Genomic DNA, 20585 nt, shown 5'->3' on the forward strand with positions numbered 1-20585 from the left:
CCCAAAGGATTGCCATACCGGCAAAGATTTATTAACTTTGCATCAAACCCTATAAACAACACCCATGAGATACTTAGATCCTAAGGCCGACCTGACTTTCAAGAAAGTATTCGGCGAACATCCCGACCTGGTCATCAGCCTGCTCAACGCATTGCTGCCTTTCGATAAGCCTGAAGAAGAAATAAAGGAAATCGAATACCTGACTCCGGAACTGGTTCCGGAGACACCGCTGAAGAAAAACAGCATCGTAGACGTGCGCTGCAAAGACAAAGCGGGCAGGCAATTCTTGGTGGAGATGCAGATGCTTTGGTCGACCGCCTTTATGCAACGCGTGCTCTTCAACGCCTCGAAAGCATACGTGCGCCAGCTGGGAGGAAGGGAAAGCAAATACGAACTGCTACAGCCCGTCTATTCACTCAACCTGGTAAACGATATTTTCCTACCGGATGTACCGGACGCTTACCACGACTATCAAATCGTTCAAGTGGAGCATACAGACAAGGTCATCGAAGGACTGAGGTTTATCTTCGTGGAGCTTCCCAAATTCAAGCCACAAAATTTCAAAGGCAAGAAAATGGCGGTGCTCTGGCTGCGCTACCTCACGGAAATAAACGAACAAACCCGCCAAGCCCCCAAAGAACTGCTGGAAAATCCGGAAATCAGCAAAGCCGTAACAGAAATCGAAGAATCCGCCTTCAGCGATGCGCAACTCTGGTGGTACGATGACTTCTGGGACGCCGTACGGGTAGAGAACACCCTGATAAGCGATGCCTTACGCGAAGGTATGGAAAAAGGCATGGAAAAAGGAATGGAGAAAGGCAGACAAGAAGGAATGCAAGAAGGCATAAAACAGAGTAACATCCAAAATGCACGCGGCATGAAAGCAGAAGGCATTCCAACTGAAATCATAGCTAAAATAACAGGTCTCACACCTGATGAAATTGCAAAGCTATAAAAGAAAAGAAGAAGCGAGACTTATCTGGATAATTCACACTGAGACAAGCCTCGCTTCTTTTATCTATACCATACGCACTTGGGACCTTACATCTATTTCATGCGAAGCATTACAACAAAAGAGTTATTTCAATGATTCAAAAGGAGTAATAATATAGAAGCATAGGCTTCTACCCCCTTTAACACCTTATAATTATAATCCCTGAAAGGCTTTCCACAGATTGCCGTCGGGCACGGGAGCCGTAACCACTATCTGCTCTTTCGACACCGGATGAACAAAACATACCTTTCGGGCATGAAGGCAAATACTTCCGTCGGGATTGGAGCGCGGAAAACCATACTTCAAGTCACCCTTTATCGGGCATCCTATTTTTGCCAACTGACACCTTATCTGATGATGACGTCCTGTCTTCAGGTCAACTTCCAGCAGGTAATAATTTTCCGAATGCCCGATAAGGCGGTAATGAAGTACCGCCTTTTTCGAGCCATTCACCTCTTTATCATAAGCATACGACTTGTTCTGTTTTTCGTTGCGCACCAGATAATGCACCAATTCACCTTCTTCGACCTGAGGACATGTCTTGACAACTGCCCAGTAAGTTTTTTTCACCTCACCTTTGCGGAACATCTCATTCAGACGCGCCAATGCCTTACTGGTCTTGGCAAAGACCACCAATCCGCTCACAGGACGATCCAGCCGATGTGTCACTCCCAAGAAAACATTGCCGGGCTTGGCATATTTCTCCTTGAGGTATTGCTTTACCGTCTCCGACAGAGGCACATCCCCCGTTTTGTCGCCCTGCACGATTTCAGAAGCAGTCTTATTGACGATAATGAGATGATTATCTTCGTACACTACGGTCATACACTCGGTCGGGGCAACATTACATGTTCATACCGCCATCTACCTGAATCACCTGACCCGATACGTACGACGACATATCCGATGCCAGGAACAAAGCGATGTTTGCCACATCCTCGGGCGTACCGCCACGGCGCAACGGAATGCGTTTGTTCCATTCTGCCTTTACTTCATCTGACAATTGTGCAGTCATATCGGTGATGATGAAGCCCGGAGCAATGGCATTGGCACGGATGCCACGCGAACCCAATTCCTGAGCAATAGACTTAGCAAGACCAATCAAGCCAGCCTTCGAAGCTGAATAATTACATTGTCCGGCATTGCCATGTACACCTACCACCGAAGCCATATTGATGATATTACCACTACGCTGGCGCATCATAATCGGCGTGCAGGCATGAATGAAATTGAAAGCCGATTTCAAATTGACGTTAATAACAGCGTCCCATTGCCCTTCGCTCATACGCATCATCAGACCGTCTTTGGTAATACCGGCATTGTTAACCAAAATATCAATAGAACCGAAGTCGGCGTGAATTTGCTCTACCACCTTGGCGGTATCTTCGAAATTGGCAGCATTCGAGGCATAGCCTTTTGCCTTGACTCCCAAAGCGGCGATTTCGGCTTCGGTCTTCTTTCCATTTTCATCAATAACCAAATCTGTAAATGCAATGTTTGCTCCTTCAGAAGCAAATTTCAATGCAATTGCCTTACCGATACCGCGTGCAGCACCGGTAATGATAGCTGTTTTTCCTGTTAATAATCCCATAATCTTTAAGTTATTTAGTTTTTTGGTTTGTAAGTTTGTTAGTTTATAAGTTTTTTCAAGTTAAACGTAGTTACTTGAAGGACAATAATCCTGCTGCTGAAACCGATGCTAAAAGTATTGACATCTAACTCCTCATTGGCATTTTTACAATTTTCTTCCCAATGCCCCGTAGACAATCTTTGCTACGTAACGCCAGCCGATTTCATCGTCAAGGTCTTCGCCTATCTGACCGCGTATGTAGGGCACCTCAATCCCTTTTATGCAATAATGCAGAATGTCGGCAGTTATCTCCACATTGTCGATATCAAACAGTCCCTGCTCTTTTCCTTCCTTCAGCACAGTACGGAAAAGCTTCATTTCATTGGCATCAAAATGCTTGCGCATTGCTTCCACACGCCAGATATCGCGAAAGAAATTGGCACGCAGCGTACCGTTGCGATATACCGCCAGCTTGACAATATCCAAATGGGTGGAAATAAGTTGAAGAATCTTTTCATCAGGAGGAATATCTTTCTGGGCAACTTTCTCCATCGTATCGGAAAGCATTTCCAACTCCGACTTGACTACAGCCATATAAATCTGCTCCTTATTTTTAAAATAAGTATACAGCGTACGGCGTCCCTTTTTCGAAGCCACGGCAATATCGTTCATTGTCGTAGCATCCACTCCTTTCTTGGCAAAAAGCTGTCGGGCTACGTCTACTAATTTTGCTCGGGTCTTCAGTACGGTCATCGTTAATCCTTAAAATTGCACAACATCTACATAACGTGAGCAAAAGTACAGTTTTTCTTCCGACTACACAAATTTTTTTTATTGTCTTTTTGGAGTTAAAAGAAGTCAGAAGGAGCCAGAGGGAAAATAAAAATGCAGACATGCATATTGTCTTTTTATAGTCCTCGAAAACAATTCGCAAAATTAACCTGGGCAAAGAAACTGTTTTGAATTTATCGTGTGCTGGTTTGAAATGAATTTTTGAGGCATTTCCGTTTGTGTGATGAGAAAGATAGCGGACTATCTGACGAAGGACAGAAGCGGAAAGGACAAAAAAAACCGCCCAAAGCACACACGAAAACGAATACATCAAACCAAGAAAAACTTTTTGGAGAAATTCAAAACAGTTAAACAAGCTCCATATAAAATCTGCTGCAAATCCGAAGAACAAGCGAAAAAAATCTGCAAATCATTTGCATATTTAAAAAAAAGTCTCTACCTTTGCACTCGATTTAAGAAAACAATGATTAACATCGCGGAGTGGAGCAGTTGGTAGCTCGTTGGGCTCATAACCCAAAGGTCGTCTGTTCGAGTCAGGCCTCCGCAACCAGAAGCAGGAGAGGAACGGAAGTTTCTCTTTTTTGTTTTATACGGATATAGGAACATGCCTAAAGAAACAAAAACCCCTCTTTCCCTACTGCTTCCCTACCGAAGTCTAATTTTCAACTGAACACTATGGCACGTATCTACAACCAACTGACCGAACTTATCGGCAACACTCCTCTTCTAAAGCTGAACCGATTAGGAAACGCACATCATGTCCAAGCCTCCATTATGGCAAAACTGGAATACTTCAATCCGGGTGGAAGTGTGAAAGACCGCGCCGCGCTTGCCATGATAGAAGATGCCGAACAGAAAGGGCTTATCGCACCTGGAGCCACCCTCATCGAACCGACCAGCGGAAACACTGGTATCGGAATGGCATGGATAGCCAATATCAAAGGGTATAAAACCATCCTCACCATGCCCGAAACCATGAGCGTGGAACGACGGATGCTACTGAAAACAATGGGAGCACAACTGGTACTCACACCGGGAGCAGAGGGTATGAGCGGAGCCATCCGAAAAGCAGAAGAACTGCACCGTGAACTACCTAATTCTATTATCTTAAAGCAATTTGAGAACCCTGCCAACCCACTTGCCCACTTGCATACAACGGCTGAAGAAATATGGCAGGATACCGATGGAAAAGTGGACGTGTTTATAGCCGGGGCAGGAACTGGAGGCACGATAAGCGGAGTAGGAAAAGGACTGAAAACCCATAATCCCCACATCGAAATCATCGCTGTAGAGCCAGACAGTTCGGCTGTATTATCGGGAGAAAAAGCCGGAAGCCACCGCATTCAGGGCATCGGTGCCGGATTTGTCCCGAAAAACTATTATCCGGAAACAGTAGACCGCATTATCCGCATCAAGGATGATGACGCCTTTCGTATCGAAAAAGAACTTGTCATAACCGAAGGTCTGCTGACAGGTATCTCATCTGGAGCCGCCGTATGCGCTGCCCTTCAGCTTGCTGTACAACCGGCTTATACCGGTAAAAACATTGTGGTGCTTCTACCTGACACAGGAGAAAGATATCTTTCCACCTTTTAAGAGCCTGTTAGTTAGAAGGAGTTAAAAGCCTATTGGTTTTCAACTCCTTTTAACTCTGTGAAATAACTCCTTCTAACTCCTTAGTCTTAAAAAAGCTTCTCTATATCTTCCTCTTTCAGCACAGCCAGTACGGTCTTGCCATCGGGAGTATAATTAGGGGTAGGAACGGCAAAAAGTTCGTCCACCAGATTATTCATCTCTTCTGCCGTCAAGACTTGTCCCGGCACAATGGCCGAAGCTTTTGCCAGCGATAAGGCCAGCGCCTGCTGTATTTCTTCTTTCACGTCCTTACCTTTCTCCATCGCAGTCTGAACCAAGTCGGTCACCAACCGCTCTGGATTCAGTCCTTCGATGCCTGCGGGTACACCATTGATGGCATACGAGCCTCCACCCAAATTGCTCAAATCGAATCCCAAAGCTTTCAAATCGTCCATAATCGTTTCCAACACCGGTATTTCGGAGACAGAGAAATGTACCATCTCAGGGAATAACATGCGTTGTGATACGTGCCGCTTGTCGGCTATCTGCTTCATATAACGGTCGAACAAGATGCGGATGTGCGCCCGTTGCTGGTCGATAATCATCAGCCCCGATTTTACGGAAGTCAGTATATAACATCCTTTATACTGGTAATGCTGTGTAACGCTCTCTTTCACGGTTGCTTCGGGATGTGTATCGTAGAGTGTAGGAGAAGCCGGCTGTATTTCTTCCGTATGCCAGCTATCCTCAGAAGCGGGTGTTTCCGCTTCAGGCTGCCAGGCATTGCTTTTCCGCTCCAGTCCCTCGAACAAAGGCTCCCATTGCGTATGCTTCTGGCGAGAGGAAGAAGGAGAATACGAAGAGGGAGGAGCCGTTGAAGTCTTTACATCAAACGGATTGTAAGAAGGATCATACGATAGTGACGGCTGCACAACCCCAGCTTGCTGGTCGGGCTCAAATGCCGGAATATCGGGCATCCCTTCGGTATCGAAATCAATGGAAGGAACAGCATTGAAACGTCCCAGTGTCTCTTTCACCGCCGCCGAAAGGATTTGCCAGATAGCCTGTTCGTTTTCAAACTTGATTTCAGTCTTGGTAGGATGGATATTGACGTCAATATTGGCCGGTTCCACCTCAAAATAAATGAAATAAGATACTTGTTCGCCCACGGGTATCAAGTGTTCGTAAGCATCCACCAATGCTTTATGAAAATAAGGGTGGCGCATAAAACGTCCGTTGACAAAGAAGAACTGGCGGGCGCCTTTCTTACGTGATGTTTCAGGCTTACCGATAAACCCGTGTATTTGCACCATACTGGTAGTAACGTCAAGCGAAAGCAATTCCTGATTCAGTTTTTTGCCAAACACGCCCATAATGCGCTGGCGCAAAGGCAAGACAGGGAGATTCAACATTTCCGTGCCGTTATGATGCAAAGTGAACGAAATGTCAGGATTCACCAACACGATGCGTTCGAATTCGGTCAGGATATTACTCAGTTCTGTCTGGTTCGACTTTAAGAATTTGCGCCGTGCCGGCACGTTGTAAAAAAGATTCTTCACACTGAAATTACTTCCGCAAGGACACGCCACAGCTTCCTGCCCTTCTACTTTCGAACCGGAAATAGTCAGCAGTGTTCCCAGCACGTCCCCTTCCTGACATGTACGCAATTCCACCTGTGCCACTGCAGCAATAGACGCCAGGGCTTCTCCTCTGAATCCCATTGTGTGGAGGGCAAACAAGTCGGATGCCTCACGAATCTTCGATGTCGCATGCCGCTCGAATGCCAGCCGCGCATCTGTTTCCGACATTCCTTTCCCGTCATCAATTACCTGTATACACGTTTTTCCAGCATCCGTTATCAGCACATCTATATGATGCGCACCTGCATCCACTGCATTCTCCACCAATTCCTTTACCACGGATGCAGGACGCTGTATCACTTCGCCCGCCGCAATCTGATTAGCTACGGAATCGGGCAACAAACGTATCACATCGCTCATATATTCTATACTCCTAAAGAAATTTCATCTGTCAACTATCTGGTATGGAAGAATCGGCTTCCTCCACATTCTCCTTTTCCTGGTTTCCAGCCTCTGTTTTTCCGGCATCACTTTCCGACGGAGCCTTTTCTTCCACTTTCTTTTCTGGTTGGGCCAACTTGTCAAACAAGTGCTGGTTCGGAAGTTCTATCGGACCACGTACATTCTTCTTCAACTGATCTTCTGCTTTCTTGGCACGCCAGTTGAAAATATCCTCCTTATTCAACGGACGGATGTAATCGAACCACACAAAGTTCTCCAATTTGTCTTTCCCTTTCGGAATCATCAACATCGGATACAAAGTACCGTTCGACTGGGGGCTCATTACCATCCGTTCCAATTTCTGGTGCTCCAGATAGATTTCCAGCTTACTCGTCTCAGACACATTCATACCAATCAGCGTACTGTCCGAATCCATCGGATAATAGACCAGGCGTACCGAGCCGATAACTTCAGTCTTATGCATTTCCCCATCGCGGAAATAGGCTTTCATCTCCTTTCCCGTCACCTGATTATACATTGTCGAATCCAATTCTTCTACCGACAATGCCTGATTGATGATATGAGCCCAGTCAATGGTGCTGTCATTCATATAAATGCATATCTTCTCTCCTACCAGTTGTTGATTCTTGTTCCACAAAATAGGATCCTGGTACATTGTCAGACAACTGTCTTTGGTAGAGAATACCAGCGAATCTGCGACTCCCTGCACATCCGTACGATAGAAACGCACCTTATGAAAAGCCTGCATCTCCCTGAACATCGTATCCGTATCCAGATGGAAAGTGCGCATCATCAGCGTATCACCGTGAAGAAACAAACTGTCCCCCTGCGAATAATCAATCCCCACCGCCTTATCGGTAGCAAAGGCAAACTTGGTCTTCTCATTATAAAAGCCATATTCGCCGGTCATCATATTCTTGTTGATGGTATCGGTCATCACCATGTTGCGGAATGCTTCGCCCGTTCCTGCATCACGGTCATAATACAAGGTATCACCAGTCAGCTGTTTCCCATCATTGGTCAGAATCGAGCGGTTGTACAAATAGGCTTTTCCGGTCATCGTATTATATGTACCCAGCTCGGAATAAATATGGTTATTGTCACTGTCTATATCCGACGGCCCCACGATGTTGGCTATCTTCGTCAGCGTATTATATTCCAGCGTATCCGAAGTCAGCGTAAACTGCGGGTTAACCAGCTGTACGTTATAATTGAACACCGATTGCTTCGTACTGGGATTGTATTCACCCCATTCCGAAGTCAAGACGTTCTGTTCGTCCATCAGTGTTCCTCCGTCAAAAAAATAGCCGAGATTGTACACACGGTCATAGTTCAGACTATCAGTCAGCAACGTAGTATTCTTATTCTCCATCCGTACGTTCATACGTACTTCAGCAATCTGCGTATTCCCGTCATAAAACAATCTGTCTCCATACAGAAAAAGCGTATCTCCCTGATTCATCTTGACATTGCTGAAGGCTTCAAACGAACTTATCTTGTCATAATAATAAGCACTGTCGCAATACATATACACACTATCGTGCCGGAAAACGACATTGCCCACCACGACCTGTGCATCAGGATGACGGGAATCTTTCCGCAACAAGTCCGAATGTATCAGATAAACCTTGCTCTTGGGTTGCTGTTTTTTGGGAGCTGTCTGTTTCTGAGGCATTTGCCGCTTTTGCGCCACCGAATCCTCCTGCGTCCCGGCTATCTGCGAACGGAGCGGTTTCTGCGCCAAAAGACAAAAGCCGAAAAGGCATAGGACACTCACCAAAAGCGCCCTATGCCCGTTTATCCTATATTTCCTGTTCTTTTCTTTTTGCATCATAACTTTTTCAGTTCATCGCTTAATCCATCCCGGATATTTGAATTCGCAATTGCGCCATTTCGGACTGATACGCACATAAGTGTTCTTCTGCTTGTCAACAATCCATTTCTGAAGCTTCTCTTCGCTCCTCTTTGAAGTTACCATCGCCTTCAGACGCTGATAGTCTTCCGTAATGGTAGCCTTATGTCCGTCAATGCGGTTCTTCAGTTTCACAATGGCACACACCTGCTTGCCGCTTGAGTTAATCATCGTAAAAGGTTTTGAGATTTCCCCGATCTGCATGCCTTCCACAACTTTCGCTACATCTTGCGAAACCAGTCCGGCAAGTTCCTGCATCTCGAAACGGGAAGTATTCGATTGCGGATTGGCAAGCAAACCATGATTGTTTCGGGTATCCTTATCCATCGATATCCACGTGGCGGCATCATCAAACGAGAATTTTTCTTTCCGGATGTCATCGGCAATGGAATCCAGACGCGCCAAAGCAGCATCAATGTCTTTTTGGTCTACTTTGGGACGCAACAGGATATGACGGTAGTTCACACGGTCGCCTCGTTTTTCTATTAATTGTGCAATGTGAAAACCAAATTCCGTTTCGAACACCTTCGACACCTTTTTGGTATCTGTAAGGTTAAACACCACATTGGCAAATTCGGGAACCAATGCACCACGGCCCGTAAATCCACCTTCACCACCACGGCGTGCCGTACCAGGGTCTTCCGAATAGAAACGTGCCAAGGTAGAAAAAGAAGTCTCGCCTTTATTTACCCGGTCGGCATATTCACGCAACTGTGCTTTCACCCGTTCTATCTCTTGCTCCGAAATTTTGGGCTCCTGCGTAATAATCTGCACCTCTACCTGTGTAGGTACGAACGGAATGCTGTCTTGAGGCAGTTTGTTGAAATAGTTACGCACCTCGGCAGGAGTGAGCTTGATGTCGCCCACGATTTTCATCTGCATTTCTTGCACGGTCTTGCCGTCGCGGACATTCTCACGAAGCATTTCACGGATCTGCGTGTAAGTCTTATTATAATATTCTTCCATTTTCTCCCGCGAGCCGATTTGTTCAGTCAGCCACGAAATGCGTCGTTCCACCTCTTGAATCACATCCTGGTCGGACACCACGACACTGTCCAGTTCTGCCTGATGCAAGAAAAGCTTCTGCACCGCCAGTTCTTCTGGAATCACACAATAAGGATCACCGTCGAAATGCCTGTTTTCGTATTGTGCGTTCAAACGTTCGTTTTCTACATCTGATTTCAAGATAGCCTCGTCACCCACTACCCAGACGACCTCATCTATTACATTGTCTTGGGCATAAGCAGAAATCCCTGCCAGCAACAACAGCATGCATACACACCATCTGATTACTCTAAACTTATTCATTGTCAGGTTTATAATAAATTATGTCATTAGCCTCCGAAGCCTCTTTATATAAATCATGCTTCATCTGATTTATAAATTCCACACGCTTCAGATTAATTATCATTTCTTTTATCTCATTCTTGGCATATTCCAGCGGCAGGCGGTCACCCTTCGGAAGAAACTTTTCCACATGCAGGAAATAACAGAAAGCCGTATCACGTACCTCCACATTCTTGTTCCGGTTCAAATAATCGGGATCTGTATCCAACGCATCAAGGGGAAGTTTCAATGAAAATTCCGACACCGGACGCCAACGGTCGTAAAAATAATCATAACTCACTGCATGGGCAATGCTGAACTTTTCCAACCTGTCCACAGCCTCCTGCGTATGTTGCTTGTACCATTTCCGCACCAGATTCAAGTTTTGCGTATGCAAAGGAACTTTGACAAACACACCTTGTATGTAAGGTTGCTCTGCTTGAAATTGTCCGGCATGCCGCTCATAATACGCACTGATTTCTTCCTCACTCACCTCGTTGCCCAACTTCTGTCTTACCAGTTCTTCCTGATAAGCATGCATAATCAGTGCCCGCCGGTAAGCCTCCACCTGCTGGTCTATCTTTACATTGTCGGGAATATTCCCCTCTGCCTTACGGTAAAGCAAGTTATCTTCCACCCAATTACGGATATACGCCTCGGCAAATTCTACGCTGTCTTTCCCTTTCACACCTATCGGCATCGCCGCATCCACGTCTTCTTTGTACAGAAACGCATCCCCCACCTCCACCAGCGGGGTTTTCCCCTGATGGTTGAGCGTCTTGGTGCAAGCAGTCAAGACCAGCAATCCTATGGTCAAGAAACATCCTTTATTCATCTGTGACGTTTTTCGTCTGAAAGAGCGAACGAAGATACAGTTTTAATCGATTACTTCCGCTACAATTAACGGTTTTTATATATCAAAGTACGCAATTTTTCGTCATTTTACGATTAGAAAAAACATAGAAGAAACTTACACATTTATGAACCGCATAGCTGCCTTGCTTGTAAGATTATTAATCTTCACGCCGAAAGATTATTAATCTTCACGCTGTAAGATTAATAATCTTACAAACGATGCAGCTATATGGCGAAGAGAACAAAGCTTGCTTGTCATGCCGGATATGTGAGCCGGCGTAACGGAAGAAGCGGATTGGCTATCCAGCATGACACTGGAAAACAGGAATAACACCGGCTGTGTGTATTCCATAACAACTCCCCTTTAACTTCCTGGTGACTAAATGCCGACATTCAGCTGATATTTTCTTCATTTTCCAACACGCGTCCTTAATTCTTCCAATTGTCTCATTTTCAAAGTTCTGACAAAATCCGTTTTCACTTGTCCATACACATCTGTATAATTTTCCGGTCCCTTCTTCAACCGTTTACCTACCACAATAGCATACGGATAACGTGGGTCATGCGGCATCTCTCCACACTTGAAAGCCAACTTATCGATATACGGATTCTTTCCTATCTGAAACAATCCTACCTGTATCACAGCATCCACCTCGGGATGTTCTGCCTGCCACATCCGAAACACCTCTTCCATCTGCTCCATCGGAACTTTTTTCAAACATTTGCGAATGCGTGAAGCGCTTTTTTTATCTTTGCAAAGCACTACAGCCCCTTTGTAATGTGGAAATTCCCATGCATAAGCCTTCTTGTTAGCTTCGAAAAAATGCTTCAATTCATTTTCATCGCTAACATCAGGCAAAGGATGACGAACATCCCACCATGCCGCCAGCATACAGTTCTTTACCTCCGTCAGACAACGTTCCACTGCAACATCTTTTCTTTCACCGTGTTGCCATTGCATATAACGCGACCGGTTAAGTGCCGGATTTTTCTCCCCCAACCGGTCCAGATAAATCTCCAGAAAAGGACTTGCTTCCTCATAACTGATAGCCGGCTTCCGGTCGACTAATTTGATAATATGCACGCCCAACGGCGACAAAAACGGTTTCGTATAGGTTCCCTTCCGCATTGTATCCAAACGACAAGAGAACTCCTTCAGCAAAGCCACCGACGGACACCATTGTGCTTCGCATCCTTGTTCCAGATATATCTCGAAAGGCATTCCGCCCTGCAACGAAACATACACCGAATCCATTTGCCGGCAAACCTGCCCTACTTCGTTCCGGGTAGCACGTTGCGGAAGCAACCGGACAATTTCTTCCAGTTTCACCCAGCCTTTCGCCGAATAACGTTCCACACTTTCACGGTAAAGCGCATGCAGTACAGAATCCTGGCGACCTGCATCAAGCAACACCGCCCGCAATGCCTTTCCTTGTTCCACCTTACAACGGTGACGGAAAGCAGGCACGGTATCCCAGCCACAACGTTTGGCATCTGCCACCTTCAGAAGAAACAATTCATCATCCAATTTATCGGCATAAAGAAAAGAAGCAGCCTTCAAAAAACAAATGAAAAGAAGCAAGATTCTGGACAATTTCATACGATATGCTTATAAAAACGAAAGACACAAAGACACAAGATATTTACAGTTCTATCTACGAAGTACAACCGCTGTAAATCGTAAACAAGCAGTAAATAAAAACTTGGTGTCTCTGTGCCTTTGTGTAACAATATCTTATCCTTATTGCGGACGACTGTAGTTAGGAGCCTCGCTGGTAATCGTCACATCGTGAGGATGACTTTCCAATACACCTGCATTGGTAATACGCGTGAATTTCGCATTGTGCAATTCCATAATGTTATGCGCACCACAATACCCCATTCCTGAACGCAAACCGCCTACTAACTGATAAATCACCTCATACAATGTACCTTTGTAAGGAACACGTGCCGAAATGCCTTCCGGAACCAGTTTCTTTACATCGGTGGTCGAACTCTGGAAATAACGGTCTTTCGAACCATTTTCCATAGCTTCCAAAGAACCCATGCCGCGATAAGACTTAAATTTACGTCCGTTGAAAATAATGGTATCGCCCGGTGACTCTTCGGTACCAGCCACCAATGAGCCAATCATTACGCAATAACCACCTGCAGCCAATGCTTTGACTACATCACCCGAATAGCGCAAGCCACCGTCAGCAATCAAAGGAACACCTGTACCTTCCAATGCTTTTGCCACATCATAAACAGCAGACAACTGAGGTACACCTACACCAGCAACCACACGTGTAGTACAGATAGAACCCGGACCAATACCTACCTTCACAGCATCAGCACCAGCCTCCACCAGCATCTTTGCCGCATCACCCGTAGCCACGTTTCCTACCACGATATCAATATCAGGGAAAGCCTTCTTGGCTTCTTTCAACTTTTCGATAACATACTTCGAGTGTCCGTGAGCCGTATCAATCACAATAGCATCGGCACCAGCCTTTACCAACGCTTCCATACGTTGCAACGTATCATTGGTTACACCTACACCCGCAGCCACACGCAAGCGACCTTTAGCATCCTTGCAAGCCATCGGTTTATCTTTTGCTTTGGTAATGTCTTTATACGTAATCAGACCTATCAGTTTACCATTCTCGTCTACTACCGGTAATTTCTCGATTTTATTCTTCTGAAGGATATCCGATGCCGTTTCCATATCCGTACCCGGAGCTGTAGTCACAATGTTCTCCTTGGTCATCACCTCGTCGATACGCTTATTCATGTCACGCTCAAAACGAAGGTCACGGTTGGTCACGATACCTACCAGATAGTTTTCGTCATCCACTACCGGAATGCCGCCAATCTTATATTCTGCCATGATATCCAGCGCATTCTTTACCGTGGAACCACGTTTAATGGTCACCGGATCGTAAATCATACCATTCTCGGCACGCTTTACGATAGCCACCTGACGTGCCTGCTCTTCAATAGGCATATTTTTGTGAATAACACCAATACCTCCTTCGCGGGCAATAGCAATTGCCATCTGCGCTTCGGTAACGGTATCCATGGCTGCCGTCACAAACGGAATCTTCAATTCAATGTTGCGTGAAAACTTAGTCGTGAGATCGACTGTTTTTGGTAAAACTTCTGAATAGGCAGGAATCAACAATACATCATCGTAAGTCAATCCGTCCATCACTACTTTATCTGCAATAAATGACATAGGGTTTATGTTTAGATTTTATTGCGTGCAAATGTACGAATTTTATTTGAATCTAAAAAATAGCAAGACATTTTTTCACTTATTTCTCCTGTTTTTTTAGGTTTCAGGCTCTTCCAAAGCAGCAATTTGCTTTTCATGATACTGCCACCCTATGCCGTTCTTACCTCACTACTTTTCTTTTATAAATGCTAACAACGTTTCGATATTTCCACAAGCCACAGGCTCTCTACCTGCGGGATGCCATACAAATAAATCTGTTTCTCCAGAACCGGCATCAATATATGCTTCCGATTCCACTTCACGGTCGGCATAAATGGCATAACGGCGTAAAGCTTTCTGCACCATGTCATATCGATACCCCTCTCCTGTCAGCCTGATGCTTCTTACATATTCGGGCGCAATACGGAACAATCCGCTCCGGCGATCGAATGCAATACCCTCGCGGGTAAAGAAAGTCTCCAATGTACCGTCCAACGAAAGATCTTCGGGAGTCCCGACAACTACCCCCTGCCGGTCCATCAACCAAAGCTTATCAGCTATCTGAAGTGCCAGCTCAAGGTCGTGCGTAGAAAGAAATACGGTCTTATCCAAACCATGTGCCAGCGTGCGCAGCAAACGCATCATTTCTACCTTGCTGGGAAAATCAAGAAAGGCGGTCGGCTCATCCAACAAGATGACCGGAGTCTGTTGTGCCAAAACCTTGGCTATCATCACCTTTTGACGTTCTCCATCGCTCAAAGTATGTATCATACGGTCAGATAATCCGGCAATACCTACCTGTTGTATCGCCTCTGATACGATACGCTTATCTTCTTTGCCCAGTGTTCCCCAAAAACCTGTATACGGACTTCTTCCCAAACCTACCAGTTCTTCCACACTCAGATTGGTCACTTCGCACCGTTCTGTCAATACAATGCCTATCAGTCTGGCAAGCTCCTTATCTGCATAATCCGACAAACGTTTGCCTGCTATCCATACTTCCCCAGCCAAAGGAGGTTGGGAAGCCGACAAAGTGCGCAATAAAGTAGACTTTCCAGCCCCGTTCGCCCCCAGCAAACAAGTCAGTTCACCATTATAGACAGATGCATTAATATCCGATGCCACACGTATCACACTGTGTTTTCCAGTATAACCGGTAGAAAGGTGCCGAAGCTGAATTACAGGTTTTTCCATCATACATGCCAAACATAAAAAAGAGAAGCCACCCTTACAAGGTGACTTCTCCCATTGTTATCATTTATTAATCAAAACACGTCTTATGACCGATGATTAATCGTTTACTGATGCCATGTGAGCAATCAGATCCAATACTTTGTTAGAGTAACCGATTTCGTTGTCATACCAAGAAACAACTTTAACGAAAGTATCAGTCAAGTAAACACCTGCGTTTGCATCGAAGATAGAAGTCAACGTGCAGCCCAGGAAGTCAGAAGATACAACTGCATCTTCAGTGTAACCCAGAACACCTTTCAATTCGCCTTCAGAAGCTTCCTTCATAGCAGCGCAGATAGCTTCTTTAGTAGCCGGTTTAGCCAAGTTTACAGTCAAGTCAACAACTGAAACATCCAAAGTCGGCACACGCATAGAGATACCAGTCAGTTTGCCGTTCAGTTCAGGAATAACTTTACCTACAGCCTTAGCAGCACCTGTAGAAGACGGGATGATGTTGCCAGAAGCAGCACGGCCACCGCGCCAGTCTTTCATAGAAGGACCGTCAACAGTCTTCTGAGTAGCAGTAGTAGAGTGAACTGTAGTCATCAAACCGTTTACAATACCGAACTTGTCGTTCAATACCTTAGCAATCGGAGCCAAGCAGTTAGTAGTACAAGAAGCGTTAGAAACGAACTGAGTACCCTTAACGTAAGTCTTTTCGTTTACACCGCAAACGAACATCGGAGTAGCATCCTTAGAAGGAGCAGACATAACTACGTATTTAGCACCAGCCTGAATGTGAGCTTGAGCTTTTTCCTGAGTCAGGAACAAACCAGTTGATTCAACAACGTATTCAGCTTCTACTTCGTTCCATTTCAAGTCAGCCGGATTCTTTTCTGCAGTTACGCGGATTTCCTTACCGTTAACAATCAATTTGCTATTTTCAACGTCAGCTTCGATAGTACCGTCGAATGCGCCGTGCATTGTATCATACTTCAACATGTAAGCCAAGTAATCTACCGGGCACAAGTCGTTAATACCTACGATTTGGATATCGTTTCTTTTTTGAGCTGCACGGAATACAAAACGGCCAATACGACCGAAACCGTTAATACCTACTTTAATCATTTTGCTTAATTTTTAAAGGTTTTATAATAATGTTATAAACACTCTCTGTTTTCGGTTGCCCCAGCAAGAAGTCTGTTCTTTCTTTCTGACTGCGTTGCAAAAATAAGCAATTCTTTCATAAGTTGAGCACGAAAAGTATTAAAATTAAGAAAAAAACAAGTTACATTTTACCACTTCTTCCTTAAAAGCTCTGCTTTCCACCTCCGAATATATCATTTTGCAATCCCTACTTTACATGGCAGGATTTTTCCCATCAGAATGACAATCGCATTGTACAACGCACACCATGCGTCTGTATATCGGGATTATCACGATAATTCAAACGCCATACATAATCCAGACGGAGAAACTTGAAGATATTCTCTATACCTACACTGGCTTCCATATAAGGAGCACGCCCCAGCTGTGAAGTCTCTTCCGGAAAACGGAACAGACCTTCACCATTTTTTACAGGATTGTTCTTATCTGTCAAGTGTCCCCATAATCCACGAAAGCAAAACACCTCACGCCACTTCAATTTCTTAATCAGCGGAATGCGGTTGAACAAATTTCCATTCATATAATAAGTAATGTCCCACGAAGCATACTCATCATTTATAAACTCCATAGCATTCATGTTCGTATAAGTTTCGGGTTGGATGGTATAAGTAAGGTTGGCATTAGGCAATATCAGAAGCGGATAAGGCACCTTGTTCCATACCTTGCCTGCTTTAAGAATAACATCCAGATAGCCGAACGCCGAAAACCAGAAACGTTTCTGCATGCCGACATCCGTACGCTGATAAGTGTACGACGACCCCAGTACCCCTTTCTTTGCCATCACGTGACTCAAATTGAATATCAAGGCATCAAACGTAATCGGAATGCGCTGCGTACGGGTCTGGTAATATTTCTCGTCCTTACCATAACGCAATTTGATTTCCAGTTCCGTCATATCGTAATGGTTACGTGGCGTTACGCTTCCGTCTGTCCCGATGCAATCGAAAGGAGCATATGGCGTGGCATATTCACGCCGGTTACGGAGAATCACGTTATACGAAAACCCGTTGTAATGTTCGCGTGTATAAGTCAGTTCGGCATTCCGCAAGTATGTGGCACGCGTGTCTTTCTTCCGGCGGATAGCAAGCATTACATTGTCTTTGCTGGTATACATGTAATTCTGCCCCAGCTTGTTGATATCATACATATACTCCAAGCGAAGGGAATGCATGGGATATTCCATGCGGTACGTCTGGCGAGGATTGAACGAATATTCCACCATGGCATCGTATTTTATCTTCTTGTCGCGCGTGCCATACGCAGCATAGCCTTCAAAGAACCAATGCTTGTCGAAAACAGGAGTCGTACCTCCACCTACACGAAAACGTGCACCTTCGATGGCATTGCCGTTAATGGTACTGTTCATCGGTCCTAAATCGAACCGGTTCTTCCGGGAATCTTTATTAGTAGGAATATAACCTGAAACCAAAGTTGTCACCACCTTTTCGGTCACATAAAAAACAGGAATCGACCGAAGCCTCTTCATCAACTGTTCTACTGAATTGGGATTTTTCTTGCGCGCAACTTGCGGGCGATGTTCTTCCCAATAATCCTCCGAACGGCTATAAGCCTCTTTTTGCGTAATAACCGGTGCACTTTGAGCAAAAATCTGCCTTTGTCTGTCATCGGGAGGAAGAAATGAATGATGATCGTATACTATCAGCCGCTGGGCATACATGCCTTTCGATTTCTCACTCAGTTTAAAGTTTACCCGGATATCATCTTTCTTTAAAATACGGATATTGGCAGAATCCCGTTCGAACACCTGCTCAATAGTCATACCTGATACAAAATTCAGGTTGATGTCTTTCGGAACATTAAGTATCACTTTCTTGACAAAATAGGTAGAATCAAGCGTAACGAACAAATGCCCCGTAAAACCGAACGACTCGGAATTGAAGGGCACAAATCCCAAATCTACACATTTACGACCTTCCACCTGAAGCGTATCGAGCAAATAATACTTATAAAATCCCGGTCCGAAAGTAGATAGTGGACTGACAAAACGCTGAAGAAACAATGAAACATTATTCTGGAAAATATCCACTTCCTGAAAAGCTTCGCTCAGGAACTGCTGTACCCCGTCACGCGAAAACACTTCATCTACTCCCGATGACTTACTTCCCATCAGCAAACGTTTCTCCGACTTGGGGGACTTCCGGTAATATACCTTCTCCAAGCGTTCTTTTTCTGACAAAGGAAGTACCGTAGTCCCTACTTCAAGTGTATCAATAAACTCGGCAAGAAAATCAAATTTTCCTATTTTCCCACTCTTTTTGGGCTTTGGCTTATAATCATTCATAGCAAAGACCATTTTCTCATATTGGTCATAACTGAAATAATCTTGATTACGCGGGTCATTGCTCTCGCGCCGGTCAATCACTTGTCTGGCAAACCGCACTGCAGGATTATCCTTTCTCCTGTATCGTTCACGTTTCGGCTTCACCACGATATCGCTCAATGTGACACCACTCGGTATCAAGGCTATGTCAATCCGGTTGATTTTCCCCAGCTGAACCGTAATATTACGGGTATCGTATCCCAAATAAGAAACCTGCAGGCGGTTGACCGATACAGATGTAGCCAAGCGGAAACGCCCGTCATCTCCGGTACGTGTACCGGCAGAAGTACCTTCGAGCATCAGCGAAGCGTATGGCAATACTTCTCCGGTCACCGAATCGCGCACGGTTCCTTCGATAACGGTCTGTTGCCCGTAGGATACTACCGGGAAACACAACATCATTACAAGCCAGACAATTTTCTCCTTCATATTCTCCTTATTATAAATACTTCACCTGCCAGGCTTCGAAATAAGCAGGCTTTTCCACCATCAGTTCCCCCTGTGCATCGATAAACAACTGCACCGTGGTGCCCTCGGCACAAAGCGTATGGTCGCTTGCACGAAAGACCTGATACATATAATCCAATCTTGCACCGGGCTTGTACACATAGCGGGTATGTATTTCGACACCATCGTTCAACAAAAGCGGAGCATAATAGCGGACACGTAAATCATATACAGGCGCATAAATGCCTTCCCGCTGCATATCGGCATATCCGATGCCCGGATAATGCCTGCCGAAAGACTCTCGTCCGTCTTCGAAATATGTCACATAAGAACCATGCCATACCCGGCGCATCGAATCGATTTCGCTAAACTTCACTTGCACCTGGCAAATGTCCAACAACTCTTTTTTCATATCTTATGGAAGTTGAAATGCTGTATCCGGCACATGGGCATCCAGCATAAAACCGGAAAAGTCATAACGGGTATAGTTCTGCCCCCGTTCATTCATCTGCAAGCTCTTACACTCTCCTTTCTGCAAGTCGACGGTCAGTACAAAAGAAGAAAACAACAATCTGCGGCGCACCTTGTTTCCTCCATCTACCCGAGGTGTTACTGTCAAGGTACAAAGACCATCTTTCTCTTCCATTTTCACCTCTGCCAGTTCTTCGGGACTAACCGAAATATCCATGCCCAGCACCATTTGCTTGAACACCTCTACCAGCGATTCGAATTGAGCTTGTGTCTGCCCTTTTGCCACGCTTTTACGTCCCGATTCTACCATCGTAAATTCATTGCCTTCCATCAGCAACATATCCTTATCTCCTTCGAAACGCATGCACATCCGTCCGGGAGCCTTGAAATAAAGTTTCCCATCCAATCTGGCATCTTCTGCAAAAGCTACATTGTGCTTGATACGCACCACAGAAGCCGTAAGCGTATGCACACTTCTATACTTCTTCATGACTTGTGTCATGCCGGCACCTTGTGCCCACATAAATGTAGTACATGCCAGCAAAAATACCGATAAACATACCAGCCATCTTTTCATCGTTGTTCTCATGTATAAAGTCCTCCATCAATTGATATTACCTCTCCCGTAATGTATCCGGCTTCGGGCGAAATCAAAAAGCCGACCAATGCCACCACTTCCCGGGTCAAGGCATATACATCCGTCTGTAATTCCATATATGTTCTG

The 20585-nt window shown here is 45.1% G+C and carries 15 protein-coding genes, 1 tRNA gene and 2 pseudogenes; 3 read left to right on the plus strand and 15 right to left on the minus strand.

Going from position 1 to position 20585, the window contains the following annotated elements; all coding sequences use genetic code 11:
- Positions 1 to 64: 64 nt before the first annotated feature.
- The gene (locus H9625_RS09515) at positions 65 to 955 is read left to right on the plus strand and encodes an Rpn family recombination-promoting nuclease/putative transposase (protein WP_191764074.1); all 891 of its coding nucleotides are present in this window, start codon (positions 65 to 67) and stop codon (positions 953 to 955) included.
- Positions 956 to 1147: 192 nt separating this feature from the next.
- Here H9625_RS09515 and H9625_RS09520 read toward each other — a convergent pair whose 3' ends face one another.
- The 3 genes from H9625_RS09520 to H9625_RS09530 form a co-directional block, all read right to left on the minus strand.
- Positions 1148 to 1819 carry an RluA family pseudouridine synthase gene (locus H9625_RS09520; RefSeq protein WP_022041037.1) on the minus strand — a complete coding sequence of 224 codons (672 nt, stop codon included), beginning with the start codon at positions 1817 to 1819 and terminating at the stop codon, positions 1148 to 1150.
- A gap of 19 nt (positions 1820 to 1838) precedes the next feature.
- Complete coding sequence (gene fabG, locus H9625_RS09525) at positions 1839 to 2585, minus strand: 3-oxoacyl-[acyl-carrier-protein] reductase (protein ID WP_087207423.1); 747 nt, start codon at positions 2583 to 2585, stop codon at positions 1839 to 1841.
- A 144-nt stretch (positions 2586 to 2729) separates the two neighbouring features.
- Entirely contained in the window at positions 2730 to 3317 is a 588-nt protein-coding gene (locus tag H9625_RS09530; RefSeq protein WP_022041035.1) for a TetR/AcrR family transcriptional regulator, read from the minus strand.
- 513 nt (positions 3318 to 3830) lie between these two features.
- On the opposite strand from H9625_RS09530, the gene H9625_RS09535 reads away from it, so the two are divergent.
- Positions 3831 to 3906, plus strand: a tRNA-Met gene (locus tag H9625_RS09535).
- Positions 3907 to 4031: 125 nt separating this feature from the next.
- Positions 4032 to 4952, plus strand: a complete 921-nt coding sequence (gene cysK / locus H9625_RS09540) for a cysteine synthase A (protein ID WP_087207427.1) — start codon at positions 4032 to 4034, stop codon at positions 4950 to 4952.
- Positions 4953 to 5038: 86 nt separating this feature from the next.
- Here the strand turns inward: cysK and mutL are convergent, their stop codons facing one another.
- The 12 genes and pseudogenes from mutL to H9625_RS09600 form a co-directional block, all read right to left on the minus strand.
- Positions 5039 to 6931, minus strand: coding sequence for a DNA mismatch repair endonuclease MutL (gene mutL / locus H9625_RS09545; protein ID WP_191764076.1), 1893 nt, complete (start codon positions 6929 to 6931; stop codon positions 5039 to 5041).
- Between the two features lie 157 nt (positions 6932 to 7088).
- Positions 7089 to 8807: pseudogene (locus H9625_RS09550) on the minus strand (OstA-like protein); the annotation flags it as partial.
- 12 nt (positions 8808 to 8819) lie between these two features.
- Entirely contained in the window at positions 8820 to 10193 is a 1374-nt protein-coding gene (locus H9625_RS09555) for a peptidylprolyl isomerase (RefSeq protein ID WP_087207431.1), read from the minus strand.
- Positions 10186 to 11046, minus strand: coding sequence for a peptidylprolyl isomerase (locus H9625_RS09560; protein ID WP_022041030.1), 861 nt, complete (start codon positions 11044 to 11046; stop codon positions 10186 to 10188). The genes H9625_RS09555 and H9625_RS09560 overlap by 8 nt, the downstream gene beginning before the upstream one ends.
- Positions 11047 to 11475: 429 nt before the next feature.
- The gene (locus H9625_RS09565; RefSeq protein ID WP_191764079.1) at positions 11476 to 12666 is read right to left on the minus strand and encodes a foldase protein PrsA; all 1191 of its coding nucleotides are present in this window, start codon (positions 12664 to 12666) and stop codon (positions 11476 to 11478) included.
- 141 nt (positions 12667 to 12807) lie between these two features.
- Positions 12808 to 14283: an IMP dehydrogenase gene (guaB, locus tag H9625_RS09570; protein WP_022041027.1), complete on the minus strand. Its 1476-nt coding sequence runs from the start codon at positions 14281 to 14283 to the stop codon at positions 12808 to 12810.
- A 168-nt stretch (positions 14284 to 14451) separates the two neighbouring features.
- Complete coding sequence (locus H9625_RS09575) at positions 14452 to 15459, minus strand: ABC transporter ATP-binding protein (RefSeq protein WP_191764081.1); 1008 nt, start codon at positions 15457 to 15459, stop codon at positions 14452 to 14454.
- 93 nt (positions 15460 to 15552) lie between these two features.
- Complete coding sequence (gene gap, locus H9625_RS09580) at positions 15553 to 16563, minus strand: type I glyceraldehyde-3-phosphate dehydrogenase (protein WP_022041025.1); 1011 nt, start codon at positions 16561 to 16563, stop codon at positions 15553 to 15555.
- A 253-nt stretch (positions 16564 to 16816) separates the two neighbouring features.
- Positions 16817 to 19372 carry a DUF5686 and carboxypeptidase-like regulatory domain-containing protein gene (locus tag H9625_RS09585; RefSeq protein WP_022041024.1) on the minus strand — a complete coding sequence of 852 codons (2556 nt, stop codon included), beginning with the start codon at positions 19370 to 19372 and terminating at the stop codon, positions 16817 to 16819.
- Positions 19373 to 19382: 10 nt separating this feature from the next.
- Complete coding sequence (locus H9625_RS09590) at positions 19383 to 19802, minus strand: acyl-CoA thioesterase (protein ID WP_022041023.1); 420 nt, start codon at positions 19800 to 19802, stop codon at positions 19383 to 19385.
- A gap of 3 nt (positions 19803 to 19805) precedes the next feature.
- Positions 19806 to 20438, minus strand: a complete 633-nt coding sequence (locus H9625_RS09595) for a LolA family protein (RefSeq protein ID WP_087207437.1) — start codon at positions 20436 to 20438, stop codon at positions 19806 to 19808.
- Positions 20439 to 20446: 8 nt separating this feature from the next.
- Positions 20447 to 20539: pseudogene (locus H9625_RS09600) on the minus strand (3-oxoacyl-ACP reductase FabG); the annotation flags it as partial.
- Positions 20540 to 20585 lie beyond the last annotated feature (46 nt).

It is taken from the genome of Phocaeicola intestinalis (genome assembly GCF_014837065.1).
Taxonomy (GTDB): domain Bacteria; phylum Bacteroidota; class Bacteroidia; order Bacteroidales; family Bacteroidaceae; genus Phocaeicola; species Phocaeicola intestinalis.